Source organism: Streptomyces sp. NPDC058086 (assembly GCF_042885015.1).
Lineage (GTDB): Bacteria > Actinomycetota > Actinomycetes > Streptomycetales > Streptomycetaceae > Streptomyces.
The window spans coordinates 1-26006 of sequence record NZ_JBHVST010000127.1 but is presented as its reverse complement, the minus strand read 5'-3'; the positions used below and the strand labels follow the sequence as shown (position 1 = coordinate 26006).

The following is a 26006-nucleotide window of genomic DNA, read 5'->3' as shown; positions in this document are numbered from 1 at the left end:
ACCAGACCGAGAAGTTCCTCCGCGAGAACGACGAACGCATCCCCTCGGAGACGAAACCCGAGGTCGAGTCGGCCGTCGCCGACCTCAAGCGCCTCCTGGAGGACTCCGCCACCGACACCACCGCCCTGCGCACCGGCGTCGAGAAGCTGGCCTCGGTGAGCCAGAAGATGGGCCAGGCCATGTATGCCCAGGCCCAGCAGACCCCCCGGGAGGAGCCGGCCGCCGAGCACACCACGGCGGCGGAGGATGGTGTGGTGGACGCCGAGATCGTGGACGACGAGAGGGAGACGAGGGGCGGCGCGGCGTAAGGGCCTTCGAGGAGAGGGGCTCTCCGTGAGCCCCTCCCTGGGGAAGCCCTCGCTGGGAACTCTTCAGCAGGAGTCCCGGATCTCCCGCAGGATCTCCCTGGTGCGGGGCACGGAGGCGGCGTGGGCGGACATGTGGTCCAGCACTTCCAGGTGCATGGCCACCTCGGGGCGCGAGTCCAGGTAGATGGCGCCGGTCAGGTACTCGCTGTAGACCATGTCGGGCAGTTCCGGCTCCGCGAAGCGGAACAGCGCGAAAGAGGTGTACGTCCCCGGATGCGGGCCGCTCGCGTACTCGGCGACCTGGACGGAGATGTCGTCGCTCTCCATCTCCCTCAGCAGCCGGTCGATCTGGTCCCGCATGACCTCCCCACGGATGCTCACCGGGCGCCGCAGCGCGGTCTCGTCCATGATCACCCACAGGTGGGGCCGGTGCTCGCGCCCCAGCAGCAGCTGCTGGCGCGTCATGCGCAGCGTCACATGCCGCTCGATGGCCTCGGGCCCCGTCTGGCCCACCGTTCCCGCCTCCAGCACGGCGCGCGCGTACTCCTCGGTCTGCAGCAGCCCGGGCACGAAGTGCGGCTCGTACGAGCGGATCAGACGGGCGGCGCCCTCCAGGCTGACGTGCATGCTGAACCAGTCCGGCAGCACATCGTGGAACCGCTGCCACCAGCCCGGCTGGTTCGCCTCCTCGGCGAGCGCGACGAAGGCGGCCACCTCGTCGTCGGCCACTCCGTACGTCGTCAGCAGCACCTGGAGGTAGGGGATCTTGAGGGCGACCTCGGCCATCTCCATCCGCCGCACCGTCGCCGGGGCGACACGCAGGACACGCGCGGCTTCTTCCCGCTTCAGCCCGGTGGCCTCCCGCAATTCCTGCAGCCGCCGCCCGAGCACCACTTGCCCCACGGTGGGCGCAGCCCGCCGCTCACTCACGCCACGCCCTCCCCAAGCGCCGAAGCCTCCACTCAAACCGATCGGCGACGCTCCGTCAAGACACCAGTGACTGAAGGTGTTTGACCGTCGCCGGATCCGCGGGGAGAAACGTCTCGATGGCCAGCTCGGCGACGGTGACGTCCATCGGGGTGTTGAAGGTGGAGATGGATGAAATGAAGGACAGCACGCGCCCGCCGTGCTCGATCTGAAGGGGGAGAGCGAAAGAGGGAACGGGCTCGACGTCTTCATCCGGTCCCAGTGCCATTTCCCCTTCCGGCCCCTGGTCCGGTACCGGGTAGGCCGCCACCTCCTCGTAGAGCGCACGCAGTGGCTCGGAGCGGTCCAGGGCGATCTGCCGTTCCATCTGCGCGAGCAGGTGGTCGCGCCACTCGCGGTGGTTGCGGATCCGAGGCGCCAGGCCCTCCGGGTGGAGGGTCAGCCGCATCGCGTTCAGCGGCGGCGTGAGCAGCGACTCGCAGACGCCCTCCAGAAGCATGGTGATGCCACGGTTGGCGGCGAGCACGGTGTACGTGGCGTCGACCACCAGCGCCGGGTAGGGCTCGTAGCCCTGGATCAGCCGCTCCATGCCCTGGCGCAGGGCGTCCATCGAGGGGTCGTCGAGGGGGGTCTCCGGGTAGTGGGGCGCGTAGCCGGCGGCCAGGAGCAGCGCGTTGCGCTCCCGTACGGGGACGTCGAGGTGTTCGGCCAGCCGCAGCACCATCTCCTCGCTCGGACGGGAGCGGCCGGTCTCGATGAAGCTGATGTGCCGGGCCGAGGAGTCGGCCCGCAGCGCCAGTTCCAACTGGCTGACCCGACGCTGTTCCCGCCAGCCGCGCAGCAGCGGGCCGACGCCCTTGCCGACGGAGTTGGTTGAGGGCCTGGTGGGACCGGACGCGACGATGGACATACGCCGACCGTAACCGAGGCCGGTATTCGGGTGCGAGGCTGACAAGGTTTCGACGCACTCGTCCTACAGGAGCCTACGAGCCATTCACCAGGTGGGTGCTCGACGAGCTCGATGAGCGTTTCACTCAGTTGCACCCGCGTCGTGCAAGACGATCTACGGTCAGGGTCCCGCCTCGGGGGCTGGATCCCGCACATGGATCGCAACCCGATACGCGTCCTAGTCCTGTGGAGCCGCGGCAAGCACTGTGTGGCAGTCCGACCAAGCGGCTTGGCTCAACAGGGGCTGGAATCGGGTGAACAGGGCGAGGAGTTCGGCTCCCCACTGCTCGCGGAAGACGGGGTCGATGCGGGCGAGGTCGAGTTCGTTGGCGGCGGACAGCTCGGCGAAGTCTCGTCGAAGTTGCGGCCGGGGAGTGTGGAGACGGCCGGTGAACCGATTCCGGAAGGCCCCGTCGGCGTCCGCGAGCGTTGGATAGGTGGCCTTCCGGTCACACGACGCGTAGAGATACACGATGGATTCAGTCTCGGCGCCGATCACCTCTGCGAGTTCGGTGCGGCTGTCCGGAGACAGCAAAGCAGTGGGGAAGCCGTCGGTGCCGTAGAAAGCGTGACACAGGCCCGCGAGCTGGAGGGCGGGGCGGGCGCCCCATGCGGCGAGTTGTCCCTGGACGCGCTGGAGATGGGTGACGAGAGTGCCGCCCGGATGGGCGATGTCCGCAGCGCCGAGCTTGCGCAGGAGCGCGATGGCCTGGTCGGAAGCGGCAGGAGAAGCAGGCACAGGGCGGTGTCCTTCCGTCGCTTTGGGTCGGCACCCGTCCGCGCCTTCGCCTGTGGTCCGGACCCCGCGAAAGCGCCGGACGGGTTGCCGCCTGGGCCCTGCACCGATCATCCTGGACCCCATAACCCCCAGTCAATCCTATGGATTTCTAGCTATGCCCAAGCTATAGCTTGGGGTTATGACTTTGGAGGACCTGCGTGTCTTCGTGGCCGTGTGCAGGGCGGGAAGCCTCAGCGCCGTTGCCCGGGAGCTGGACTGCACGCAGTCAGCGGTGAGCCAGCATGTGAAGCGATTGGAGCGAGAGGCCGGTGTGAGCCTCCTGGAGCGCCAGCCACGAGGTGTTGTGCCCACACATGCGGGGCGCGTCTTGTGCGAGGCCGCGTCGGACAGCATCGCCGGTCTGGATCTGGCCCTGCGGCGTCTCGGAGACCTTGTCAACGGCGACAGCGGTTCTGTGCGCGTCACCACGGGCGGAACAACCGTGCGGCACTTCATGTCCGACGCCATCGTCGCCTTCCGCCAGCGCTACCCGAAGGTCAGTCTGGAGTTCCGGACAGAGACCTCCAGCCGCAACTGCTTCGAGGCCCTCGCCGCCGGCAACCTGGACCTCGCCTGGGTCACGATCGCCGGCCCAGTGCGCGGTATCGAGCAGCGCCCCGTCGTCGCCCTGCCCTGGGTGCTGGCTGTCCGCGCCGACGATCCGCTCGCGGGCCGGCCCTGTGTCAACACAGCCGAACTCAGCGACATCAGCCTCATCCGACTCCCGCAGAACTCCAGCTCAGGCGCCCGCCTCGATGCCGCGTTCGCCGAACTCGGTATCCGGAGCAGTTCCGACACCAGCGTCGCCGACTGGGACACCGCCCTGCTGTTGGCAGAGCTCGGCCTCGGCCACGCCGTCGTGCCCGTGCTGCCCGGCTGGGAGATACCCGGTGACGGTCCCCTCCGCCTCGTCCCCATCCCCGATCTGCCCCCGCTCCCGGTCGGCTGGGCCGTCCGCCGCTGGGACGCCCTCACCCCACTCGCGCGGGTCTTCGCCGATACGGTCGCCCACAGCTGTACGGAGCGGGCCGCTCACACGCAGCTCAAGTAGCACGCGGACCGGGCAGCGCGGATCAGTGGGTTCGACCCATGAGCCTTGTGCGCAGCCCTACTTCTGTCCGGCGGCTCACGCGCCCCTTCCCCTTCCGAGAGGAAGGGCGAAACGGAGCGGGTTCGGGGGAATGCGACAGGACGCCGCGCGGTACGGAGCACCTTCGATCCCCTGGTCGGGGGACTGTGGCAGGCTGAGGACCAGCCCCCACCGCACCCCGCCGTATGAAGAACGGAGCGAGGCCATGCCCGTCGAACCGCTGTCGCAGAAGGAGATCGAGGAGCAGCTCGCGGAGCTGCCCGGCTGGTCGCTGGACGGCGACCACCTCGCCCGCTCCTACCACCTCCCCTCCCACTTCGCCGCGACCGCGATGGTCGTACACATCTCCCAGGTACAGGAGGAGCTCGACCACCACTCCGACCTCACCCTCGGCTACAACACGATCTCCCTCACCGTGAACACCCACAGCGTCGGCGGCGCCGTCACCGAGCTCGACCTCAAGCTCGCCCGCAGGGTGGAGGCACTCGCTCCGGGACATGGCGCACACTGATCCACATGCTGGACTACGACAAGGAAGCCGACGAATACGACGCCAGCAGGGGCGGTGAGCCCAGAGCCGCCGCGGCCGCGACCGCCGTCCTCGGCCTCGTCCCCGACGACGTGCGGGCCCTGCTCGACGTCGCCTGCGGCACCGGAATAGTCACGCGCCGCCTCGCCGCCGCCCGTCCGACGCTCCGGGTGACGGGCGCGGACGCCGCGCAGGGCATGGCCCGGATGGCGGCGGCACGGCTCCCGGGCGCGGTGATCCGCGCCGACAGCCGCCGACTGCCCTTCCCCGACGCCTCGTTCGACGCCGTCACCAGCGTCTGGCTGCTCCATCTGGTCGACGGCGCCCAGGACGTCCGCGCCATCGTCGCCGAGTGCGCGCGGGTCCTGCGCCCGGGCGGGGTGTATGTGACCACCGTCGACAAGGCCGCCGCACATGACGTGGGCAGCGACATCGACGCCGTACTCGCCTCCCGCCCGCGCCGCCCGGCCCAGGACCGTCCCGAGGACGTCGAGGCGTACGCCGTCGAGCACGGCCTCACGCCGGCCGGGCGGGCCCGTTTCCGGGGCCACGGCCAGGGCCGCAGCCCGCGCAGCACGGTGGCGGACCTGCGCCGCGGCTGGTTCACCCGGATCGCCCCGGACGACCCGCTCACCGAGCGCTTTGTCACGCTGCTCGAAGCCCTGCCCGATCAGGAAGTCCCACGCCCCGACCCGCAGTTCGCGCTCCGCGCGTTCAGGAAGATCCCCGCCGCGCGAACTCCATGACCCAGTTGGTCACCCACGTCTTCTCCCCGTCCGCGGAGAAGGCCTGCTCCCAGCGGGCCGTGGTCGGGGAGATCCCCGACCACACGAACCGCACCCGCACGTCCTTCCCGTCGTGGGTGTCGTCGCCGTGGAACTCACCGCGCCCGTCGGGCCCGAACCGCCCCACCACCGGCGGGAACAGCTTCCCGCTGCGGCTCGACGACCAGTTCAGCGACCACACCCGCGCCGCCGGGTCGAAGAGCCGCAGGGTGAGCCCCTGCCAGCCCTGACCGGGCACCGTCATCTCGTCGATGTTCGCGGCCCCGTCGAACAGGCTCCAGCAGCGGTTCGTGGCCCCGAACTCCTCCCACCCGCTGTCGGGGTCGAGGAAGTCGGTCAGACGCCTGTTGTGGACGTCCCACTGGCCGTGGAAGAAGTCGAAGTCGTGCGGGCTGCTCATGAGCGGTCTCCAGTCGTGCCCTCGGGGAGCGAGTCGGCAAGGTAGGCGTCAAGGTCGGGGGCGTCGGGCGCGAGCATGTGCCGCACCCAGGCGTCACGTTCGTGCAGGATCGGCGGCAGCTCCCAGACGCAGCCGATCCAGGGGAGGTCGGGTGTGATGAAGTGCGTGGGGTCCCGGTCCGGGCAACCCAGGACCGGCTGGCCGGCCGACGCGCCGCGGAAGTGCAGGACGTTGTCCCACACCCAGCTGTACGCGTTGAGGTAGGCGCCGTCGTCGCCGCCCCGGTGCAGTACGACGAAGGTCGCGGGCGGTGTGCCGTCGGGCTCCGGCAGCAGTTTCGGCAGCATCGCGTACGCCGCCGCCTCGACGTCGGGCGCGATACCGGCCGGGTCCGCGGTGACGTGGTAGCGCTTGATCCGTCGCCCCGCCACCTCGACGGGCGGCGGCACGGTCAGCAGTTTCTCCCTGAAATTCCGGGAGTTCGGGTCGTTCTGTGAGTTCGGGTCGTTCTGTGAGTTCGAGGAGTTCGGGAAGGTCGTCGAGGCCATGACGCGCACGCTAGGCCGACTTCACTGACATCCTGTGTCAGTGAAGTCCAGCCGGCTCGTCTCGATCCTCCTGCTGCTCCAGACCCGCGGCCGGATGACCGCCGCCGACCTCGCCGGGGAACTCGACGTCTCGGTGCGCACGGTCTACCGGGACGTCGAGGCACTGAGCGCGGCGGGCGTCCCGCTGTACGGCGATGCCGGGCACGCCGGGGGCTATCGCCTCCTCGACGGCTACCGCACCCGGCTCACCGGCCTCACGGAGGGGGAGGCCGAGGCCCTCTTCCTCGCCGGCGTCCCCGGCCCCGCTGCCGAGCTGGGCCTCGGCCCGGTCCTGGCCGCCGCTCAGTTGAAGGTGCGCGCCGCCCTCCCGCGTGAGCTGCGCAAGCACGCCGACCGGATCAGCGGCCGCTTCCACCTGGACGCCCCCGGCTGGTACGCGGACGCCGACGACACCCCGCACCTCCCCGCCGTCGCCGACGCCGTCTGGAACGCGCGGGTGCTGAACGTCCTGTACCGCCGCTGGCGCGAGCCCACGGATGTGCGGCGCCGCCTGGAGCCGTACGGCCTGGTCCTGAAGGCGGGCCGCTGGTACGTCGTCGCGGGCCCCGGACCGCGTACGTACCGAGTCGACCAGATCCTCGAACTCGCCTACACCAACGACGAGTTCAGCCGCCCGGAGACGTTCGACCTGGCCGCGTACTGGACGGCGTACCAACAGGAATTCCACGACCGGCTGCACCGCGCCGAGGCCGTGATCCGGATCGCGCCGGGAACCGTTCTCACCGGCCCGGCGGCCCGGGCCGCCGAGGTCGACGGCCGTGTGGATCAGGACGGTTGGACGCATGCCACCGTCCCCATCGAGTCCATCGACCAGGCCCACGACGCATTCCTCCAACTGGGCGCGGCGATCGAGGTGCTGGAGCCCGCCGAACTGCGGGAGCGCATCGCGCGCACGGCGGTGGCACTGGCCCGCCTGTACGCGTAGAGAGCGCTTGTACGCAGGTGTCCAAAGGCGGCAACTCCTCTGCCCACCGCGGCAACTGAGGGAACAGAAGCAGTCTGTCCTCCCTGGAGGTAACCATCGTGCAGCACCCGCACAGGCAGCACCGCAGACGCGCCATCGGTTCGGCCCTGGTGGCCACGGCCGCCCTGATCGCCGCAGGGCTCACCGCCCTCGGCACCGGCACCGCGCAGGCGGCCACCGCCCGGCAGGTCGAAGCCCTCGACCGTGGCGTCGTCAGTGTCCACACCGACAGCGGCAACCTGGTCAGCTGGCGCTGGCTCGGCACCGACCCGAACGACGTGTCGTTCAACGTCTACCGGGCCGGTACGTTGGTCAACCCGACGCCGATCACCGGCTCCACGAACTACTTCCACTCGGGTGCGCCCGCCCAGGCCGACTACACGGTCCGCGCGATCGTGAACGGCGTGGAGCAGGGCGACTCGGTGCACGCCGTCCAGTTCCGTACCGGATACAAGGACGTGCCCATCACCCCGCCCGCGGGCGGCACCACTCCCGACGGAGTCGCCTACACCTACGAGGCCAACGACGCCTCCGTCGGCGATCTCGACGGAGACGGCCAACTCGACTTCGTCCTCAAGTGGCAGCCCACCAACGCCAAGGACAACTCCCAGTCCGGCTACACCGGCAACACCATCATCGACGGCATCAAGCTCGACGGCACCCGCCTGTGGCGCATCGACCTGGGCAGGAACATCCGCTCGGGCGCGCACTACACACAGTTCCAGGTGTACGACTACGACGGCGACGGCAAGGCCGAGGTCGCCATGAAGACGGCGGACGGGACCACGGACGGCCGGGGCACGGTGATCGGCAGTTCCTCCGCCGACTACCGGAATTCCAGCGGATACGTGCTGTCGGGTCCCGAGTACCTGACCATGTTCAACGGGCAGACGGGCGCCGCGATGGGCACCGTCGACTACGTCCCGGCGCGCGGCACGGTCTCCTCCTGGGGGGACTCGTACGGCAACCGGGTCGACCGTTTCCTCGCGGGGACGGCCTACTTGGACGGCTCCCGGCCCTCGCTCATCATGGCGCGCGGCTACTACACCCGTACCGTCATCGCCGCCTGGGACTGGCGCGGCGGCGCGTTCACCCGGCGCTGGACCTTCGACACCAACTCCTCGACCAACAGCGGCAAGGGCTACGACGGACAGGGCAACCACCAGTTGTCGGTCGCGGACGTCGACGGGGACGGCAAGGACGAGATCGTGTACGGCTCGATGGCCGTGGACGACAACGGCAACGGCCTGTGGACCACCAAGAACGGGCACGGGGACGCCATGCACGTCGGCGACCTCGACCCGTCCCGCCCCGGGCTGGAGGAGTTCAAGGTCGACGAGGACTCCTCGAAACCGGCGTCCTGGATGGCGGACGTCAAGACGGGTGCGATCCTCTGGTCCACGGCGGCCAACGGCGACAACGGGCGGGGCGTGTCCGGGGACATCTGGGCGGGCAGCGCGGGCGCCGAGTCCTGGTCCTCGCACGCCGACGGCGTCCACAACCCCCAGGGCACGGTGGTGGCGACCCGCAAGCCGGGCAGCGTCAACTTCCTGTCCTGGTGGGACGGCGACCCCGTCCGTGAACTCCTCGACGACACCCACATCGACAAGTACGGCACCTCGTCCGACACCCGCCTGCTGACCGGCTCGGGCGTCCACTCCAACAACAGCACCAAGGCGACCCCGTCACTGTCCGGCGACATCCTCGGCGACTGGCGCGAGGAGGTCGTCTGGCCGACGACCGACAACACGGCCCTCAGGATCTACTCCACCCCGTACGAGACGACCACAAGGATCACCACGCTCCTTCACGACACCCAGTACCGCACAGCCCTGGCCTGGCAGAACACCGCCTACAACCAGCCCCCGCACCCGAGCTTCTTCATCGGAGACGGAATGCCGACGCCGCCCCGGCCGACGGTGTACGTGCCCTGAACTGCGTGGACAGCTCCGGCAACTGAACGGAAAGGCGGCTGTTCCGCATCGCGGAACGGCCGTCACGCCCTTCACACGACAGGAGGTGACCGCGCCGGCCCCGTACCGCCTCTACCAGGCGACGGCGTCGGACCACCTCAGCACTGCTGCTCGTACCGGAGGCCGCCGTACTGTCGGGCGGCGATGTCCTCCCGTGTACCCACGATCAGGTTCAGGGTGAATACCTTGTAATCGATCGCCTGCCCGGCCATTTGCGCGAAGAGCACGAGATCGCCCTCGTCCGGTGCCATGTCCCACGGGTCGGAGAACCCGCCGATCTGCACGCAGACGCCGGGGCGATGTCCTCCGAACGCCCTGTCGAGGATGGCTTCCTCGAAACTGTCCAGCGCGTCCTCGTCTCCGCCGCCGTCCAAGAACGCGCGTGTCTGCGGGCCCCCTTCCCAGTCGCTGTCGAGGGTCAGTCCCGGCACGGGATACAGGGTGCGTGGTTCATAGACCCTGATCTGCGTGGCCTCACCGTTGAATTCATCCGTCGCTGCGCGCTCCGTGGTGCGTGCTCCGGCAGGGACATGGAGCACCACGGACGACTCCGGCGGGTACTCGATCTCGGTGAAGAACAACAGGTGTCCGTCGGCGGGAAGTTCGATGTCCAGTACGTCGTGGGGCAGGGCCGCGCAGTCGACGCTCAGCACGAGTGGCGCTTTCCCTTCAGGCCAGTCCACCCCGTCCGGCAGTGCGGGGAGCCCGCCCGTTCGTGCGGCGGCGCGGACGTTTTCCCGCCAGGGTGTAGGCACTTCCCTGTCCGGCACCAGATAGAGGCATGGCCGGGACCGGGTCATCAACTCCTGTGCGACGGGCCCGGGAACGCCGTACTCGGCGGCTGTCTCGTGAACGAGCCGCTCGTCGATCGATGTCATGCCCGCGATCGTGCCATGGGCCACTGACATGTCGCGGATCGTCGAATACGACGGCATCTTTGGCGCGCACCTTCATGGCAGCCAGTCAGATCCATCTCAGGTGACTTCCTCATCCGCCTCAGGGGACTCGACCGCTGCCGCTGCCGCCCGCTGCCGCGCTCGAGACGAACCTCCCGAGCGCGCCCCGCTCGAACCGGTGGATTATCCGCAACTCGCCGCCTACCAGCTTCAACCGCCGCTAACCTGCCGACTCCGACATCCCAGGGGGGACTATGACGAACGGCCTGCCGCCGCTGCCCGACACCCCGCCGCCGCCTGCCGAACCGCTTGCCGAATCGCCGCTTGAAACGCCCGTCGACCCCGCGTCGGCGAAGAGGCGGCTCAGCCCGCTCGCCGCCGGACTCGTCGGCCTCGCTACCGGGGCCGCCATCGTCGGCGGCGCCTGGGCAGCCACCGGTACCGACAGCAGCGACGACAGACCCGGCGCCGGCGGCAAGACCAGCACCGCCGTCGACGCCCTCAGAGCAAGCCCCGACACGTTCACCCTCACCGGAGACTTCAAACTCACCGACGGCGCCACCGATGACGGACTCGGCGGCTGCGAAGGGACCGGCGGCTACGACGACATCGCCGAAGGCACCAGCGTGACCGTCTATGACGCGGCCGGCGCCGTCATCGCCACCGGAAGCCTCGGCACGTCCAGCTACGACGCCCCCACCTGCACCTTCGACGTATTCATCGACGGTGTGCCCGGCGGGGAGGACTTCTACAAAGTCGAGGTCAGTCACCGGGGCACCGTGCAACTGAATGCCGACCAGGCGAAGAACGGGCTGTTCGGCGCCAGCCTCGGCTAGCCGGAGGTGCAAAGCCCGAGCTTCGCGTACCCACAGCTTGTGCGTGATCACCACGGTAGAGAGGTGGTTGTCGTCGAGTGAGTCGAGTGAGCCGAGTGAGGGGACGAGCATCCGTGGATGTGTACGAGGCCGTGGACAGTCGCCGGGCGGTGCGGGCGTTCAGCGATGAGCCGGTGTCCAAGGAGGTACTCGAACGAGTGCTGACTGCGGCGACGCGGGCTCCGTCGAGTGGGAACCTCCAGCCGTGGCATGTGTATGTCGTGACCGGCGAGCCCTTGGCTGAACTGAAGAGGCTTGCGACGACCAGGGCACTGGCGGGAGACCCGGGGGATGAGCGGGAGTATCCGATGTACCCGGCCGAGCTGACCTCGCCCTATCTGGACCGCTTCTCCGCCGCGGCCGCCCAGCGGTACAAGGCGCTGGGAATCGAGCGCGACGACCCGGACAGGCCCATGAAGATCGCCGCCTTGAACTCGGAGGCGTTCGGGGCGCCGGCCGTCCTGTTCTGCTACCTCGACCGGACGATGGGGCCCGGACAGTGGGGGGACGCGGGGATGTACTTGCAGACGGTCATGCTGCTGCTGAGGGCGGAAGGGGTGCACAGCTGCCCCCAGGTGATGTGGACGATGTATCGCAAGACCGTCAGCCAGATCGCCGGAGCGGATGACGAGCTCGTACTGTTCTGCGGTGTCTCGGTGGGATTCGAGAAGGAAGGCGTGCCACGGCTGCGTACCGGCCGGGCGGAACTGGCGGAAACAGTGAGCTTCATCGGAGCGTGACTGCCGGAGTGCGGGCCACTGGTGGAGTGCGGGCCACTGGTGGGGCGCGTGCTGAAGTAGGCGCGCGCCCCACCCTCTCGGATCAGCCCACCGAGCAGGCCTGATCTCCCAGCTTGAAGGACGTGGGTTTGGTGTTCGCATCCGTCCAGCCGGCCGTGAAGCCGAAGCTCACCGATGAACCCGTCGCCACGTTCGCGTTCCAGGTCAGGTTCTTCGCCGTGACCGTCGTGCCCGACTGGGTGGCATCGGCGTTCCAGGCCTGGGTGATCTTCTGTCCGTCCGCGAAGGACCAGACGAGGGACCAGCCGCTCCAGGCGGTGGTGCCGGTGTTGGTGAGCGCCACGTCGGCCTGGAAGCCCCCCGACCACTGGTTGGTGATCTTGTACGTCACCGCGCACGCGCCCGCCGGCGGGGGTGTCGGATCCGTGCCGCCGCCCCCGCCACCGGTGTCCGAACTGTCGCCGTAGATGATCCCGCGCCCGTTGGTCGCGATGTACACGCGTCCGTAGATCCGCGGGTCGCCGGTGATGGCTCCGCCGGTCCAACCCCACTGGTGGGCGTCGTCGTTGATGCGGGTCCAGCTCGCGCCCTTGTCCGTCGAGCGGAAGATGCCACGCACCCCGCCGATCTTCGCGCTGGTGTAGAGCGTCTGGTACGAGGCACCGGTCGCCGCCTTGCCGAAGCCGATGGTGTCGGCCTGGTCGACGTTCGACAGCTTGGTGAAGCTCGCGCCGCCGTCCGTGGAGTGCCACAGCCCGTACGCGCCGTCGCTCGCGCCGCCCGCCAGCCACACGTCGCCCTTCGCGCCGGGCAGCGCCTTGAAGCGCACGCTGTCACCGCTCGGCAGGCCGGTGGCGGCGGAGGCGGTGAAGGTGACGCCGCCGTCCGAACTGGCGTAGAACTTGCCGGACTTGAACCCGTAGAAGGTCTTCGGGTCGACCCGGTCCGATTCCACGATCGCGCCGGACGGGATGCCGCCGGACGCCGACCACGACGTACCGAAGCCGGTCGTGTACTGCACGCCTGCGCCCACCGGGCTCCACACGAAGCGGCTGCCGTCGGACGCCGCCGCGACCGTGCCGCCGCCGCTGACGCCCGAAGGGTCGCTGCCCGCGAACCAGTTGGCGCCGTTGTCCGTGGAGAATGCGATGTGCGGGCCCGAGTCGAGGTTGCCGACGCGCACCACCGTGTTCGGGTTGGTCTCGGCGTAGTCGAGGCTCGTCGTCGTGGTGAAGTTCGGCGAGGTGTACATCATCGACGGCACCTTGGTGAGGTCCGTGTGCCGGAAGCCGCCGATGTCACCGAGGGCGCTGAGGAGGGTGGCACCGGAGGGGGGAGAGGCCAGGTCGTTGACGGCCGTCTCCTCCAGACCCTGGACCATTGGCCGAATCGTGAACTGGCTGTTGCTGTCCCAGTTCGTGAGGTTCTCGGTGCCGTAGATCGTCGCGCCCGTTCCGTACATCATCCGGGCGGAGTTGAACGGGTCGATCTCCAACCCCTCGGTCATCCAGCCGAGTTTGGGGGCCTGCTCGGGGGGTGATGGGTTCGCGTTGAAGGTCAGCCAGGGCACGGACGACACGTCCATCGTGTAGCGGTTCGAGCGGTTCGGGTACGAGGTGTAGTCCCAGGCCTTCGTCCAGGTGCCGCCGCTGTCGGTGGATCGGAAGATCTGGGTGTCGGGCCACCACGAGCTGTACGCCGTGGTCATCACCGTGCCCGGATGCTGCCGGTCGAGGGTCAGTCCGCTGAATCCGTAGTAGGTGTCGGCCTCCGCGACCGGGCTGATGTTCGTCCAGGTCCCGGTCCTGGTCGCGTACCGCCACAGCTGGCCCTTGCCGCCGTCGTACGGGCCGCCTTTGTCGCTGTAGGCGAGGTAGAGGTAGCCGTTCGTGGCGTCGAGGACGCCCTTGTGGGCGAGGTAGCCGGTGGGCTGTCCTGGCAGCCGGGACCAGGTCGCGCCGCCGTCCGTCGAGCGGTAGACCGCGTTGTCCTTGTCGGCGACCCCGACGTAGATCGTCTGTGTGGCGCTTCCGGAGGTGCCCGTCGACTCGTCGAAGGTGACCCAGACGATTCCCTGGTTGTCGGAGGCGTAGCCGCTGGTGTCGGTCGCGTCCTGCACGTAGTTGCCGACGTTGGGGAAGTTGGTCACCTGCGACCACGTGACACCCGAGTCCGTGGACCGCCACAGACCCTTGCCGCTGGGCGCGCCGAGGTACAGCACGCTGTCCTTGTTGGGGTCGATCGCGAGGCGCTCACCCATGCCCCGGCCCGGCATGTTCCCGCCCAGCTTGAAGGGCAGGTCCGTCTTCTGCCAGCTCGCGCCCCGGTCGGCGGAGCGCAGCACGGCACCGTTGCCGGGGTCCCAGCTGTTCGTGTACGTGCCGACCGCCGCGTACACCTTGTTCGGGTCGACGGAGTCGGACGCGAGACTGACCACCCCGGTGTGGCCCCACTGGTCCCAGCCGATCGAGTCCGTGAGCGGGGTCCAGGTCTTCGTCGACTCCTGCCAGCGGTAGGCGCCGCCGATGTCGGTGCGGGCGTAGGCGAGGTTCTTCTCGGAGCGGTTGAAGACGATGCCGGGGACGAAGCCGCCGCCGTCGATCCGCGCGTTCTTCCAGGTGTACGTGTCGGCGGCGAGCGTCGTTGTCGGGGTGCTCGCGGCGAGGGCGGACGGGCTGCCCGCCAGTAAGCCGGCGGCGAGGGCCAGTACGGCGGTGAGAATGCGGGTTCTTCGCACGGTGGGGTCCTCTCTGAAGGAGGGCATGGCTACCGGGCGGCCCCCAATGCGGGTGGGAGCCGCCCGGCCAGGTGGCCCCGTCGTCAGGTGACGGGACCACGCACGCGGAGCTTCGGGCGCTCTTGGAGGCACGGTGCTGGTCCCGCGCCCCTGGGGGCGCGGGGAACTGCGCGACCAGCCACAACCGGCCCGCAGCTCAAGTACCGCCCAACCCGCGGAGCGCCCGGCGGGGACTATTCGAGAAGTTCCGCGTACGAGCCCATGGCCAGGGCGATGTCCGCCTGGGCCCAGAACCGGTGGTACGTGAAGGAGGGCGCGGCTCCGCCCGCCAGATAGGCCTCGATCTTCGACCAGTTCGGGTCGTTCTTGTAGAAGGACCTGAGCGAGGTGAAGGTCGAGGTGGAGTTGATCGTGTCGCCGTTCGGCATCTTGCCGCTCCAGCCGCTCGGTACGTAGACCGTGTCGTCGAAGCGGTTGTAGTCGGCGCGGGTCTCGGGGACGGCGATGCCCAGGCTGTCCTGGTAGTTGCTCCACATGCCGTCGAGGAGTGCCTTCGCCGTCGCCTTCGCCTGGGCGTTGCCGGACTTGGCGGCGTAGTACGACAGGGTCTTGGCGTACGCGGCCGCCACACCCACGTCGTTGGTGTAGTCGGCGACCGTCACGTGAAGTCCGCTGTTGGCGCCGGGACTCGATGCGTTCCAGGTGTCAGGGGAGCCGGACCACTGGAGCGTGGAGGGGATCTGGTAGGTGCCGTCCGGGTTGATCGTGGTCTTGGACAGCGCCCAGGAGACCCACTTGTCGAGGATCGCCTTCGCGCTCGCGTTCCCCGTCTGCTGGTAGTACTCGGCGACCCGCTCCATGGACCAGGCCTGGAACCCGAACCACTGGTTGGACGGCGGGTCGTGGTACACGGGCTGCTGGTCGTAGTACATGCCGTAGAAGGTCGGCGTCCCGGCCGGCGGGGTCGCGTAACGGCCCGCCCAGCTGTTGGTCGCGCCGCCCGCGATGGCGCCCTCGTTGGACTGCAGCCAGCGGTAGAACTCCAGCTGCCGGGTGAGGGAGGTACCCCAATCGGCCGCCCCCGTCGAGGACTTGGGCTTCAGGTCCGCGTAGGAGCTGAGCGCGTACGCGGCCAGCGGGTTCTGGTAGCCGCCGTGGACATGGCTGGAGCCGATGCGCCAGGCCCAGCCCGCGGAGGTGTCGTTCGCGCCGCCCCAGGCGTAGTACCAGGAGAGCAGATAGTGCGAGGCGTCCTTGCCGGTGCCGGCCGCGCAGGTCGACGGGCCGACACAGTTGCCGATCTTCTTGAAGTACTTGTCGTACATGGCGTAGCGCAGATAGTCGCCCATCTTCGCCGCCTTGCCGACGGTCGCGGACACATCGCCGCCCTTGCCCTGCGCCTTGGCCCACACGTCGGCCCAGTACGCGGCCTGCACCGCCCGCGCGTCGGCGTCCGGCGCGTCGGTGTACTTCCACTGCTTGGCGTACGAGGAGTCCCCGGTGAAGAGGTCCAGGTAGCCGTTCGTGGAGCCGTACTTGAAGGCGTCGCAGGTCGGCTGTGGCACCGTCTCCCACACCGACTCCTGCGCGCCGCGCTGGAAGGTGTTGATGTACGACGGTCCGGTCGCGGTCGGTCCGGCCTCGCACTTGCCGGGCTCGTTGCCGTAGCCGTAGACGTTGTCGACGTCCTGGAGCCAGTGCATGCCGTACACGTCGTCCGTGCCGTACGCGCTCTTCAGTTCGGCCGCGATCGGGTCGGAGCCGACGGAGACGCCCGTGTCGAGCTTGGCCGGGTACTCGTTCGGAGTGTCCAGCTCGGGCGCGTACGTGGCCGGCTTCGAGGCGTTGTAGAAGGAGTTCGTCGGCTGGTCGGCGTGGGTGGGGATCATGTACGTCTCCATGGTCGTCCACGCGGCGTTGAACTTGGACCAGTCGCCGGTGACCTTCCCGTACATCGCCTGTAGCCAGATCAGATAGCTGTACGCCTCCGACGTCGTCTCATGACCCTGGTCCGGCGCCTCGACGATCAGCGTCTCCACCGAGTGGTAGGGGATGCCCTCGGGGGAGAAGTAGCCGTTCGCCGGGTTGGTGATCTTGCCGTAGACGTCCAGGAAGCGCGCGTCGTACGCCTTCGACGCGGCCAGCTCCGTCACGGTGACCGTCGCCTTGGCGTACCCGGTCGCCGAGGCCGTGAAGGTCGCGGCGCCGGTCCCGGAGGCGTCGGCGGTGATGGTGACGTTCTGCGCCGTGTTCCAGTTGGCCGGGGTGAAGGTGAGCGAGGCGCCGCCGGTGAGGGACAGTCCCGTATTGCCGTCCGTACGGGCGGTCGTCACCGTCACGTTCGCGGCCGGTTGTTTCGAAAGCTGCACGGCGAACGTTCCCGACTTGCCCTGCTGGACGCCGAGTTGGGTCGGCGAGGCCACCACGGCGGGACCCGAGGTGACCGTGATGCCGACCGGTGTGGACGCCGCGGAAGCACCCAGGCTGTCGTACGCCTTGGCCACCAGCGAATGACTGCCGACGGTCAAGCTCGAGGTCGACAGCGTGTAGGGGGAGCTGGTGTCCGTGCCCAGCAGGATCGTGTCGTCGTAGAACTCGACCTTGCTGATCGTCGCGTTGTCGGCGGCCGCCGCGGTCGCGGCCAGCGGGATCGCGTCGCCCTGGGTGTAGACCGCGCCCGCGGCCGGGCTGGTCAGCACGGTGACGGGCGGCTGGTGGGCGCCGGTGCAGGTGGTGCCGTTGATCGCGAAGGGGGCGGGCGCCGTGTTGGTGCCGCTGTAGGTGAACTGCGCGCCGGTGGAGACCGCTGCCCCGGCGGCGATCGTCCCGTTCCAGGAGGCGTTCTTCGCGGTGACCGTCCTGCCGGACTGCGACCAGGTCCCGTTCCAGCCGCTGGTCAGCGTCTGGTTGCCCGCGTAGTCGTACGTCAGGGTCCAGCCGTTGATCGGGTCGGTGCCCCGGTTGGTGAGCGTGAGATCCGCGGTGAAGCCGGAGCCCCAGTCATTGGTCTTGTAGTCGACACTGCACTGAACTCCCGCCGCCTGAGCAGGAGTTGAACCATTGGCGAGCATCGTGAGCGGCAGTGCGAGAGCGGCCACCACGGCGGTCCACAGCCGCAGGGTGGTGCGTCTTCTCCTTCTGGAACTGGGGTGCATGTGCTGGTTCCTCCTTGCGGCTCGGAGAAGTGGGGGCGGAGCAGCAACAAGCCTTGAACCAGTGGGAGCGCTCCCATATTGGAGAGGGGGGTCGAAGGGGTCAAGGTGCTTGAAGAGTCGAAATTGTTCGATTGATCAACAGTGCGACGCCTCTGTCCTTTACCGGCACTTGGCGCTAACTTCATCCGCACCAGTGGGAGCGGTTCCATCAGTCGACGCGTCCGTCACGACGCGCCCGAGCTGCAAGGAGTCGCTCATGCGACACCCTCCGCGTTCAGGACTTTTAGTGGTCGGCGCCGCGGTCGCCCTCGTGGGCACCGCGATCGCGCCGGTCGTCACGGCTTCGGGAGCCACACCCGCGTGCACGGTGGACTACTCCGTCACGAGCCAGTGGGACACCGGCTTCCAGGGCGCCGTGAAGATCACCAACAACATGGCCGCGCTCAGCGGTTGGAGTCTCACCTTCGACTTCGCGGGCGGTCAGAAGATCAGCCAGGGCTGGAACGCCAAGTGGTCCCAGTCCGCGACGACGGTCACCGCGGCCAACGAGAGCTGGAACGGCTCGCTGGGCTCAGTGGCCAGTGTCAGCGCCGGGTTCCTCGCCTCGTGGTCGGGGAGCAACGCCGTACCCACGACGTTCAAGCTCAACGGGACCACGTGCAACGTGGACACGGAGCCGTCGCCGACCCCGACGGACCCGCCGCCCACCACCGGCACCGCGCCCAAGCTGCACGTCTCCGGGAACAAGCTCGTCGACGCCGACGGCACGACGCGGCGGCTGCTCGGCGTCAACCGCTCCGGCGGCGAGTTCATGTGCGTCCAGGGATACGGCATCTTCGACGGCCCGGTCGACGACGCCTCGGTCAAGGCGATCGCCGACTGGAAGGCCAACACGGTCCGCATCCCGCTCAACGAGGAGTGCTGGCTGGGCCTGTCCAACATCAAACCGGAGTACGCGGGCGCCAACTACATCTCCGCGGTCAAGGACCTGGTCGCCAAGGTCGAGGCGCACGGGATGACCCCGCTCGTCGAACTGCACTGGAACTACGGGCAGTACACCGGGAACTCGGCGGGCTGCTCCGACGTGCACGCCACCTGCCAGAAGCCGATGCCGGACGCGCGGTACAGCCCGGCGTTCTGGTCCTCGGTCGCCAGTACGTTCAAGGACGACCAGGCCGTCGCCTTCGACCTGTTCAACGAGCCCTACCCGGACCGCGCGACCTCCACCACCGCCCAGGCGTGGGCCTGCTGGAAGGACGGCGGCACCTGCCCGGGCATCGGCTACGAGGTCGCCGGGATGCAGGACCTGGTCGACGCGGTGCGCGGCACCGGCGCCAGGAACCTGGTCCTGGCCGGCGGGCTCGCGTACTCCAACGACCTGAGCCAGTGGCTGACGTACAAACCCAGCGACCCGACGGGCAACCTCGTCGCCGCCTTCCACACCTACAACTTCAACACCTGTGCCAGTGAGAGCTGCTGGAACTCGACGCTCGCCCCGGTGGCGGCCCAAGTCCCGCTCGTGGCGGGGGAGATCGGCGAGAACACCTGCTCCCACGGCTTCATCGACACCGCGATGAAGTGGTTCGACGACCGGGGGCTCTCCTACCTCGGCTGGACCTGGAACACCTGGGACTGCTCCTCCGGTCCCTCCCTGATCTCCAGTTACGACGGCACTCCCACGTCGTACGGAGTCGGGCTGCGTGATCATCTGCGCGCCCTCAACGGATGACCGGTGCGCGCCCTCAACGGATGACCGGTGCGCGCCCTCAACGGATGACCGGCGCAGGAATCAGACGCACACCCGCGCAGGAACCCGACGCACACCCGCGCAAGAAGTCAACGGACACCCGCACAAGAAGAGATGGGAACCCGTACTCATGAGTCGTACCAAATCCGCGCTCTTAGGGGCGCTCGTCCTGCTCGCCGGCGCCTCGGGCACCGCCGTGGCGGCCGTTCCCGCGGACCCCGCCGGGATCGCCGCCGTCCCCTGCACCGTCGACTACAAGGTGCAGAACCAGTGGGACACCGGCTTCACCGCCGCCGTCACGGTCACCAACAACAGCGCCGCCAAGACCTCCTGGGCGGTGAAGTGGGCGTACGCCGGGAGCCAGAAGGTGACCTCGGGCTGGAACGCGAAGATCAGCCAGAGCGGCACCGCCGTCACCGCGGCCAACGAGACCTACAACGGGACGCTGGCGACCGGCGGTTCGGTCAGCTTCGGCTTCAACGCCTCCTACAGCGGCACCAACGCGCTGCCCACCTCCTTCACCCTCGACGGGGTGACCTGCAACGTCGACGACGGCAGCGGTGGCGGAGGCGGCGGAGGGGGCAGTGACCCCTCCGGGAGAGTCGACAACCCGTACGCCGGTGCCAAGGTGTACGTGAACCCGGAGTGGTCCGCGAAGGCGGCGGCGGAGACCGGCGGCGGCCGGATCTCCAACCAGCCCACCGGCGTCTGGCTCGACCGGATCGCCGCGATCAACGGGGCGAGCGGCAGCATGGGCCTGCGCGCCCACCTCGACGCGGCGCTCGCGCAGAAGGGCAGCGGCGAAGAGGTCGTCCAGCTGGTCGTCTACGATCTGCCCGGACGTGACTGCGCGGCCCTCGCCTCCAACGGAGAGCTCGGCCCGACGGAGATCGACAAGTACAAGACGCAGTTCATCGACCCGATCGCGGCGATCCTCGCGGACAGCAAGTACGCCTCGCTGCGGATCGTCACGACCATCGAGATCGACTCGCTGCCGAACCTCGTCACCAACACCGGCAGCCGGGCCACCGCCACCCCGCAGTGCGACACGATGCTCGCCAACGGCAACTACGTGAAGGGCGTGGGCTACGCGCTCGCCAAGCTCGGCGCGATCCCGAACGTCTACAACTACCTGGACGCCGGCCACCACGGCTGGATCGGCTGGGACGACAACTTCGCCCCGTCCGCCACCCTGTTCAAGCAGGCGGCCACCAGCGAGGGCGCCACGGTCGACGACGTCGCCGGGTTCATCACCAACACGGCGAACTACAGCGCCCTGAAGGAGAACAACTTCACCATCAACGACACGGTGAACGGCACCTCCGTCCGCCTGTCCAAGTGGGTCGACTACAACCGGTACGTCGACGAGTTGTCCTTCGCCCAGGCCTTCCGCAACCAGCTCGTGTCGGTCGGCTTCAACTCCGGCATCGGAATGCTGATCGACACCTCCAGGAACGGCTGGGGCGGCACCACCCGGCCCACCGGTCCCGGCGCGACGACCAGCGTCGACACCTACGTCGACGGCGGGCGCTACGACCGCCGTATCCACGTCGGGAACTGGTGCAACCAGGCCGGTGCCGGTCTCGGCGAGCGCCCGCAGGCCTCCCCGGCCACCGGGATCGACGCCTATGTGTGGATGAAGCCCCCGGGTGAGTCCGACGGCTCCAGCTCCGCCATCGCCAACGACGAGGGCAAGGGCTTCGACCGGATGTGCGACCCGACGTACACGGGCAACCCCCGGAACAACAACAACATGTCCGGCGCGCTGCCGAACGCCCCGCTGTCGGGGCACTGGTTCTCGGCGCAGTTCCAGCAGCTGATGACGAACGCGTATCCGCCGCTGTAGGGCGCCCGACCTGGTGATCCGCCGGGGGTCAGGCTTCCTGGGCCAGCCCCCGGCGGATCGCGAACTCCACCGCCGAGTAGTCGCCGTCCGCCCGCTCCAGCTCGTAGGGCACCGCCGGATACAGCGGCGGCTGCGCCATGAAACGCGGGCGCGTGCCGTGGTGCGGCTGCGCCGCGTGCACCAGGAACGGGTGGCAGAGAAATACGTCGCCGGGGTGGCCGGTGGCGTGGGCGAGCGGGCGGTGCGCGGAGGCCTCGGCCACCTTCGGGCCGAGTTCGAGGAACGAGGCCCCCGCCTCGCCGTACGGCTCCAGGACCGGGGGCACATCGAGGTGCGAGCCCACCCTGATGCGGGTCGGGGCGTCGGCCCCGGTCACCTCGCTGAACAGGAAGAGCATCAGCAGCGCCCGGCCCCGCGAGCGGAGATTGGAGTGGTAGAGCGTCTCGCCGTCGGGGAGGTAGCTCCCTTCGATGTGCCAGCCCGCGTCGTCCGGCTCCTGCGCGTGCGGGAACCGCAGCGGGAAGCTGCCCAGCGCGTAGCGCGGCTCCCAGCGTCTCTCGCCGACCAGCAGATCGAAGGCCTGGTGCAGGGCGGGGGAGTTGGCCGCGGCGGCGAACGGGCCCTGCGCCATGCTGCTCACCCAGTGCACGGGGTCCTTCCAGGCGCCGGGGTCGTCCGGGTCGTACCCCGTCTCCTTCCACAGCAGCCGGGCGCAGCTCTCGGCGACGCGCGGCGGGAAGGCGCCCTCGATCTTCACGAACCCGTCCTCGAGGAACCGCTCCACCATCTCGTCGTCCATGGGGCCATGCTCGGGGACACACCGCTTCGGACGCATCAGATTTTCCGACCGCCGTTTTTGCTGTTCGCGCAACATCGTTGGCCGTTTCCGGGAACCGAGGGGCACGCTGTGTACGCACCCGGACGAGAGGCGGACCACCATGGCGCACGGCCACCACCACAACCAAGAGAACGCCCGGCACGCTCACGACCACACCCACATGGACTTCGGCCAGATGATCCCCATGCTGGAGCAGGAGGCGGAGCTGTTCAGCCCCCAGTACACCGAGGCGGCGCGCTGGCTGCGGGACCAGCGGTCCGGGACCGGGCTGATCGTGGACGCGGGCAGCGGCCCCGGTGTCATCTCCTGTTTCCTCGCGGACACCTTCCCCGCGGCGCGGGTCGTGGCCGTGGACGAGGTGGAACCCCTGCTGGAGCGGGCCCGCGCCCGCGCCGACCGGCTCGGCGTCGGCGACCGCTTCAGTACCCTTCGGGCCGAACTCGGCGGCGGACTCGATGAGTTGGAGTATCCGGCCGACCTTCTGTGGGCGAGCAGGTCCCTGCATCACGTGGGCGACCAGCGCGCCGCGCTCGCCGGTTTCGCGCGCGCCCTCGCGCCCGGCGGCACCCTCGCCCTCATGGAAGGCGGCCTGCCCATGCGCTACTTCCCGCGCGAGATCGGCATCGGCCGCCCCGGCCTTCAGTCCCGTGTCGACGCGGTCCACGACGAGTGGTTCGGCCGGATGCGGGACGAGCTGCCCGCAGCGGTGCGAGAGACGGAGGACTGGCCCGCCCTGATGACCGCCGTCGGCCTGCGCCACACGGCGACCCGCACCTTCCTCGTCGACCTCCCCGCCCCGGTCTCGGACGAGACGCGCGCCTTCGTCGTCACCTCCCTCACCCACCGCCGCGACGCCCTCGCCCCCGGCCTCGACGCGGACGACCTCGCCATCCTCGACCGTCTCCTCGACCCGGACGACAAGGCGAGCGTGTACCACCGGCCGGACGTCTTCCTGCTGACAGCGCACACCCTGTACGTCGCGGTGAAGCCGGAGTAGTTCCGGCCGGTCAGCACGTGCCCGGGCGCGCGCACACGGCGAGGGCGTCAACGCGGTGGCGTTCGACCCCACGGGTGCCTACGTCCTCACCTGGGGTTCGGCCGGCCTGGCCCTGTGGCGTACGGACAGTCCGGCTCCGGCGGACGGCGGGCCGCGCCGGCCGGTCGTCACGTTCCCCGTCGAGACGCCCGCCGTCACCGACATCCGGCTCGACCCGCGGCAGGGCGTGTTGCGCTACCGCGAAGGCTCCCAGGCAGGGAGTCGTACGCACCCTCTCGCTGCACGGGCTCATCAGCCCGGCGTGGCGGAAGAAGGAGCGGACCGACGCCGCGTTCGACGCCGACGGGAAGCCGGCCGCATCCGCGCCACGGTATGGAGCCCGGGCCGTCGCCGCCGACGGCACCGTGCACACCGCCGTCAACACCCGCGACGGGATCCGCGTCACACGACAGGGCCCGCACCCCGGCTCCCGCACCATCGGAACGCGGACCGAGGACGCCATCGCGATCGACCCGGCAGGGCGCACGGTCGTGACCGCCGAAGGCGCCCTGATCGACGTCGGGACGGGCAGGCGCAGGAGGGGGTTCGAGGGTGAGGATCTCCTGCGCACCGCGGTCTTCAGCCCCGACGGACGCTTCTTGGCCGCCGCCGACACCCTGGGGCGCCTCACTCTGTGGGACGCGGGCGGGCAGCACCGGATCGCCGTCCTGGCAGCCGCCGACTCCACCGTCGAGCGGCCCGTTCTGGCTTTCTCGGCCGACGGTTCGCTGCTGGCCGCGAGCCGGGCCGACGGCTCGGTCCGTGTGTGGGAGACGGCCTCCCCGCGACTGGCGGGAGCGACCCTGCCGACCGGTGACGGACCCGTCCTCGCGACCGGATTCACCTCGGGTGGTGGGGAGTTGCGCATCGCGACAGCCCATCTGCCCTGACGCTCGGCGCAGTTGACGCCGGAACGTGCGGCGGACGATGTGTGCGCCCGGGCGGGGGGCGGGGCCACCCGGACCGAGTGGCGCAGATATCTGCCGGACGTGCCCTACTGGCAGACGTGTCGAGGGAGGTCGGCGGCTCTGCCCTTGACTTCGAGAGAGCTCCAAGTGATGTACTCCCGCTGGTCTTCACACATCTACGGGGGTATCCATGACCGACTCACCTGTCGCACTCATCACCGGTGGCGGAAGCGGTATCGGCGCCGCGGTCGCGCGGCGACTGCTCGATGCCGGCCACCAGGTCACGGTCACCGGCCGCGGCGAGGAGCGGCTTCGTGCTTTTGCCGAGGAACTCGGGCGTCCCGATGGGCTGTTGACGGTCGTCGGGCACGCGGCCGAGTACGACCAGGTGCGTGCCGCGGTCGAGCTGACGCTCAAGGAGTTCGGCCGCCTCGACACCGTCGTCGCCAACGCGGGCTTCGCCACGCACGACACCGTCGCCGGCGGTGACCCGGCGGGCTGGTCCGAGATGGTGCTGACCAATGTGCTCGGTCCCGCGCTGCTGATCAGGGCTTCCATCGACGCCCTGAAGGAGACGCGGGGCCGGATCGTGCTGGTCGGAAGTGTGGCGGGCCACGTCCACGGACCGGGCAACTTCTACGGGGCCACCAAGTGGGCCGTGACCGGGCTCGCCGAGAACGCCCGTCGCGAGGTGACCGAGTTCGGAGTCGGCGTGACCCTGATCTCGCCGGGCCGGGTGGAGACCCCGTTCTGGGACAGCAACGGGAGCCTGCCACCCGGTCATCTGCTGACGGCGGACCAGCTCGCCGAGTCGATCGTCTGGGCGATCGGACAGCCGTCGGGCGTCGATGTGAACACTGTGGTGGTACGTCCGATCGGCCAGCCCAACTGACGTCTGACCCGCGGGCGCCTCAGTTGTAGTGGAAGCCTCAGTTGTTCTGGAGGAACTGCTTCGCCAGCGAGTCTCCGAGCGACACCGCCGCGCTGTGGCTCTCGATCGGGGACACCTGGGAGTTCTTGAAGAGGATGTACGTCACCCCGGAGTCGGCCCCGCCCGTCGCAGGGTCGGGGTCGATGCCGAGAGCCTTCGCCGTGGCGTACGACGCCTCACCGATGATCTTCGTGGGCCCGGTGTCGCCGACCACCGCGTACTCGACCTTGTTGTTGTAGATCACGGCGACGACACCGCCGCCCTTGATGCCGTAACTCGTGTACTTCCAGATGCTGCTGGTGCTGGGCACGACCACATACGGCAGTGACTCGGCGCGCAGCGGCTTCCCGTCGGACTGGTGGAACGCCGTGTCGTCCTGGAACCAGGGGTCGGCGTCGCCGTTGCACTTGCTGGTGACCTGTCCGTCGCAGTCGATGTCCATGTCGGCCTTCCAGAACACCGCGCCGTTCTTGCCGCAGACGGGGATGGTGGCCGAGGTCTCGTCGTCGGTCTTGTACTTGCCGCTCGAAATCTGCGAACAGGACGTCACTTTGGCGAGCAGGTCGGCCGCGCTGACCGAACCCTCCTGGGCGGAACGGGGGGTGACGGAGCCCGACGCGCTGGCCGGGAGTGCCGCGGTCGCGAGGAGCGCGGCACCGGCGACGGCCGCGAGGGTCAGTGTTCGAGAGCGCACTGTGGGGGACCCTTCTGTTAGGAAAGTTTCCTTACCGGGTTGCCGTACAAGGTGGCCCTGCTTGCATGACCGCGTCAAGCCCTCCAGCGGAGTTGGTCCGGTCCAGGAGCTGAAACCGGCGTGGCGGGGGTGCTGATGCGCGTCGATGTGTGCGCGGGAGAACGCCGCCGGCCCGGCCCCGCCGGGGGCGGCCGGGGCGGGGCGGGGGGCGGGGGGGGTGAACCCCATGGGGTCGGGGGGAGGGCCGGTCGCACATAGCCCGGGGGGGGGCCCCGCGGCCGGCCGCGGTCAAG

The 26006-nt window shown here is 69.2% G+C and carries 22 protein-coding genes and 1 pseudogene; 13 read left to right on the top strand and 10 right to left on the bottom strand.

Annotated elements, in window-relative coordinates; genetic code table 11:
* Positions 1-308 (top strand): annotated as a pseudogene (gene dnaK / locus ACFVWD_RS50110) (molecular chaperone DnaK); the annotation flags it as partial.
* Positions 309-371: 63 nt separating this feature from the next.
* On the opposite strand, the gene ACFVWD_RS50105 reads toward dnaK, so the two are convergent.
* The 3 genes from ACFVWD_RS50105 to ACFVWD_RS50095 form a co-directional block, all read right to left on the bottom strand.
* Positions 372-1238 carry a helix-turn-helix domain-containing protein gene (locus tag ACFVWD_RS50105; RefSeq protein WP_389605235.1) on the bottom strand — a complete coding sequence of 289 codons (867 nt, stop codon included), beginning with the start codon at positions 1236-1238 and terminating at the stop codon, positions 372-374.
* 55 nt (positions 1239-1293) lie between these two features.
* Positions 1294-2145, bottom strand: coding sequence for a helix-turn-helix domain-containing protein (locus ACFVWD_RS50100; protein ID WP_389605233.1), 852 nt, complete (start codon positions 2143-2145; stop codon positions 1294-1296).
* A gap of 216 nt (positions 2146-2361) precedes the next feature.
* On the bottom strand, positions 2362-2922 hold the full coding sequence (locus ACFVWD_RS50095; protein WP_389605232.1) for a DUF6817 domain-containing protein: 561 nt from the start codon (positions 2920-2922) through the stop codon (positions 2362-2364).
* 178 nt (positions 2923-3100) lie between these two features.
* Here ACFVWD_RS50095 and ACFVWD_RS50090 point away from each other — a divergent pair, with 178 nt between their 5' ends.
* From ACFVWD_RS50090 to ACFVWD_RS50080, 3 genes are all read left to right on the top strand, one after another.
* Positions 3101-4012, top strand: a complete 912-nt coding sequence (locus tag ACFVWD_RS50090) for a LysR family transcriptional regulator (RefSeq protein ID WP_389605230.1) — start codon at positions 3101-3103, stop codon at positions 4010-4012.
* A 244-nt stretch (positions 4013-4256) separates the two neighbouring features.
* Positions 4257-4562 carry a 4a-hydroxytetrahydrobiopterin dehydratase gene (locus tag ACFVWD_RS50085; protein WP_389605229.1) on the top strand — a complete coding sequence of 102 codons (306 nt, stop codon included), beginning with the start codon at positions 4257-4259 and terminating at the stop codon, positions 4560-4562.
* 5 nt (positions 4563-4567) lie between these two features.
* Positions 4568-5326 (top strand): class I SAM-dependent methyltransferase, encoded by a 759-nt coding sequence (locus ACFVWD_RS50080; protein ID WP_389605227.1) that lies wholly within the window; start codon positions 4568-4570, stop codon positions 5324-5326.
* On the opposite strand, the gene ACFVWD_RS50075 is transcribed toward ACFVWD_RS50080, so the two are convergent.
* Both ACFVWD_RS50075 and ACFVWD_RS50070 read right to left on the bottom strand, forming a co-directional pair.
* Entirely contained in the window at positions 5295-5765 is a 471-nt protein-coding gene (locus tag ACFVWD_RS50075) for a hypothetical protein (RefSeq protein WP_389605226.1), read from the bottom strand. The genes ACFVWD_RS50080 and ACFVWD_RS50075 overlap by 32 nt on opposite strands.
* Positions 5762-6214 (bottom strand): hypothetical protein, encoded by a 453-nt coding sequence (locus ACFVWD_RS50070; protein WP_248297804.1) that lies wholly within the window; start codon positions 6212-6214, stop codon positions 5762-5764. Before ACFVWD_RS50070 ends, ACFVWD_RS50075 begins: the two co-directional genes overlap by 4 nt.
* 139 nt (positions 6215-6353) lie before the next feature.
* On the opposite strand from ACFVWD_RS50070, the gene ACFVWD_RS50065 reads away from it, so the two are divergent.
* Entirely contained in the window at positions 6354-7298 is a 945-nt protein-coding gene (locus ACFVWD_RS50065) for a helix-turn-helix transcriptional regulator (protein ID WP_389605224.1), read from the top strand.
* A gap of 98 nt (positions 7299-7396) precedes the next feature.
* Positions 7397-9271, top strand: a complete 1875-nt coding sequence (locus ACFVWD_RS50060; protein WP_389605222.1) for a rhamnogalacturonan lyase — start codon at positions 7397-7399, stop codon at positions 9269-9271.
* A 137-nt stretch (positions 9272-9408) separates the two neighbouring features.
* On the opposite strand, the gene ACFVWD_RS50055 is transcribed toward ACFVWD_RS50060, so the two are convergent.
* Complete coding sequence (locus tag ACFVWD_RS50055) at positions 9409-10188, bottom strand: DUF1963 domain-containing protein (RefSeq protein WP_389605221.1); 780 nt, start codon at positions 10186-10188, stop codon at positions 9409-9411.
* 272 nt (positions 10189-10460) lie between these two features.
* Here ACFVWD_RS50055 and ACFVWD_RS50050 point away from each other — a divergent pair, with 272 nt between their 5' ends.
* Positions 10461-11042 (top strand): hypothetical protein, encoded by a 582-nt coding sequence (locus ACFVWD_RS50050; RefSeq protein ID WP_389605219.1) that lies wholly within the window; start codon positions 10461-10463, stop codon positions 11040-11042.
* A gap of 113 nt (positions 11043-11155) precedes the next feature.
* Positions 11156-11821 carry a nitroreductase gene (locus ACFVWD_RS50045; protein WP_389605217.1) on the top strand — a complete coding sequence of 222 codons (666 nt, stop codon included), beginning with the start codon at positions 11156-11158 and terminating at the stop codon, positions 11819-11821.
* Between the two features lie 82 nt (positions 11822-11903).
* Here the strand turns inward: ACFVWD_RS50045 and ACFVWD_RS50040 are convergent, their stop codons facing one another.
* Both ACFVWD_RS50040 and ACFVWD_RS50035 read right to left on the bottom strand, forming a co-directional pair.
* The gene (locus ACFVWD_RS50040) at positions 11904-14558 is read right to left on the bottom strand and encodes a cellulose binding domain-containing protein (protein ID WP_389605215.1); all 2655 of its coding nucleotides are present in this window, start codon (positions 14556-14558) and stop codon (positions 11904-11906) included.
* Between the two features lie 233 nt (positions 14559-14791).
* A complete protein-coding gene (locus ACFVWD_RS50035; RefSeq protein ID WP_389605214.1) occupies positions 14792-17713 on the bottom strand; it encodes a glycoside hydrolase family 48 protein in 2922 nt (973 codons plus the stop codon).
* Positions 17714-17969: 256 nt separating this feature from the next.
* On the opposite strand from ACFVWD_RS50035, the gene ACFVWD_RS50030 reads away from it, so the two are divergent.
* A complete protein-coding gene (locus ACFVWD_RS50030) occupies positions 17970-19442 on the top strand; it encodes a cellulase family glycosylhydrolase (protein ID WP_389605212.1) in 1473 nt (490 codons plus the stop codon).
* Positions 19443-19590: 148 nt separating this feature from the next.
* On the top strand, positions 19591-21306 hold the full coding sequence (locus ACFVWD_RS50025) for a glycoside hydrolase family 6 protein (protein WP_389605210.1): 1716 nt from the start codon (positions 19591-19593) through the stop codon (positions 21304-21306).
* 28 nt (positions 21307-21334) lie between these two features.
* Here the strand turns inward: ACFVWD_RS50025 and ACFVWD_RS50020 are convergent, their stop codons facing one another.
* Positions 21335-22105, bottom strand: a complete 771-nt coding sequence (locus ACFVWD_RS50020; protein WP_389605208.1) for a phytanoyl-CoA dioxygenase family protein — start codon at positions 22103-22105, stop codon at positions 21335-21337.
* Between the two features lie 139 nt (positions 22106-22244).
* Between ACFVWD_RS50020 and ACFVWD_RS50015 the strand changes: the two genes are divergently transcribed.
* The 3 genes from ACFVWD_RS50015 to ACFVWD_RS50005 all read left to right on the top strand — a co-directional run bounded on the left by ACFVWD_RS50015 (position 22245) and on the right by ACFVWD_RS50005 (position 24980).
* Positions 22245-23141, top strand: coding sequence for a class I SAM-dependent methyltransferase (locus tag ACFVWD_RS50015; protein ID WP_389605206.1), 897 nt, complete (start codon positions 22245-22247; stop codon positions 23139-23141).
* 404 nt (positions 23142-23545) lie between these two features.
* Positions 23546-24070 carry a WD40 repeat domain-containing protein gene (locus ACFVWD_RS50010; RefSeq protein ID WP_389605204.1) on the top strand — a complete coding sequence of 175 codons (525 nt, stop codon included), beginning with the start codon at positions 23546-23548 and terminating at the stop codon, positions 24068-24070.
* 208 nt (positions 24071-24278) lie between these two features.
* The gene (locus ACFVWD_RS50005; protein WP_389605203.1) at positions 24279-24980 is read left to right on the top strand and encodes an SDR family oxidoreductase; all 702 of its coding nucleotides are present in this window, start codon (positions 24279-24281) and stop codon (positions 24978-24980) included.
* A gap of 37 nt (positions 24981-25017) precedes the next feature.
* Here ACFVWD_RS50005 and ACFVWD_RS50000 read toward each other — a convergent pair whose 3' ends face one another.
* Positions 25018-25713: a glycoside hydrolase family 75 protein gene (locus ACFVWD_RS50000; protein WP_168497499.1), complete on the bottom strand. Its 696-nt coding sequence runs from the start codon at positions 25711-25713 to the stop codon at positions 25018-25020.
* Positions 25714-26006 lie beyond the last annotated feature (293 nt).

Coding starts and splice junctions, on each gene's coding strand:
- ACFVWD_RS50100 (WP_389605233.1), bottom strand. CDS start 2,145: ATGTCCATCGTCGCGTCCGGTCCCACCAGGCCCTCAACCAACTCCGTC.
- ACFVWD_RS50090 (WP_389605230.1), top strand. CDS start 3,101: ATGACTTTGGAGGACCTGCGTGTCTTCGTGGCCGTGTGCAGGGCGGGA.
- ACFVWD_RS50085 (WP_389605229.1), top strand. CDS start 4,257: ATGCCCGTCGAACCGCTGTCGCAGAAGGAGATCGAGGAGCAGCTCGCG.
- ACFVWD_RS50080 (WP_389605227.1), top strand. CDS start 4,568: ATGCTGGACTACGACAAGGAAGCCGACGAATACGACGCCAGCAGGGGC.
- ACFVWD_RS50075 (WP_389605226.1), bottom strand. CDS start 5,765: ATGAGCAGCCCGCACGACTTCGACTTCTTCCACGGCCAGTGGGACGTC.
- ACFVWD_RS50055 (WP_389605221.1), bottom strand. CDS start 10,188: ATGACATCGATCGACGAGCGGCTCGTTCACGAGACAGCCGCCGAGTAC.
- ACFVWD_RS50050 (WP_389605219.1), top strand. CDS start 10,461: ATGACGAACGGCCTGCCGCCGCTGCCCGACACCCCGCCGCCGCCTGCC.
- ACFVWD_RS50035 (WP_389605214.1), bottom strand. CDS start 17,713: ATGCACCCCAGTTCCAGAAGGAGAAGACGCACCACCCTGCGGCTGTGG.
- ACFVWD_RS50030 (WP_389605212.1), top strand. CDS start 17,970: ATGCGACACCCTCCGCGTTCAGGACTTTTAGTGGTCGGCGCCGCGGTC.
- ACFVWD_RS50025 (WP_389605210.1), top strand. CDS start 19,591: ATGAGTCGTACCAAATCCGCGCTCTTAGGGGCGCTCGTCCTGCTCGCC.
- ACFVWD_RS50020 (WP_389605208.1), bottom strand. CDS start 22,105: ATGGACGACGAGATGGTGGAGCGGTTCCTCGAGGACGGGTTCGTGAAG.
- ACFVWD_RS50015 (WP_389605206.1), top strand. CDS start 22,245: ATGGCGCACGGCCACCACCACAACCAAGAGAACGCCCGGCACGCTCAC.
- ACFVWD_RS50005 (WP_389605203.1), top strand. CDS start 24,279: ATGACCGACTCACCTGTCGCACTCATCACCGGTGGCGGAAGCGGTATC.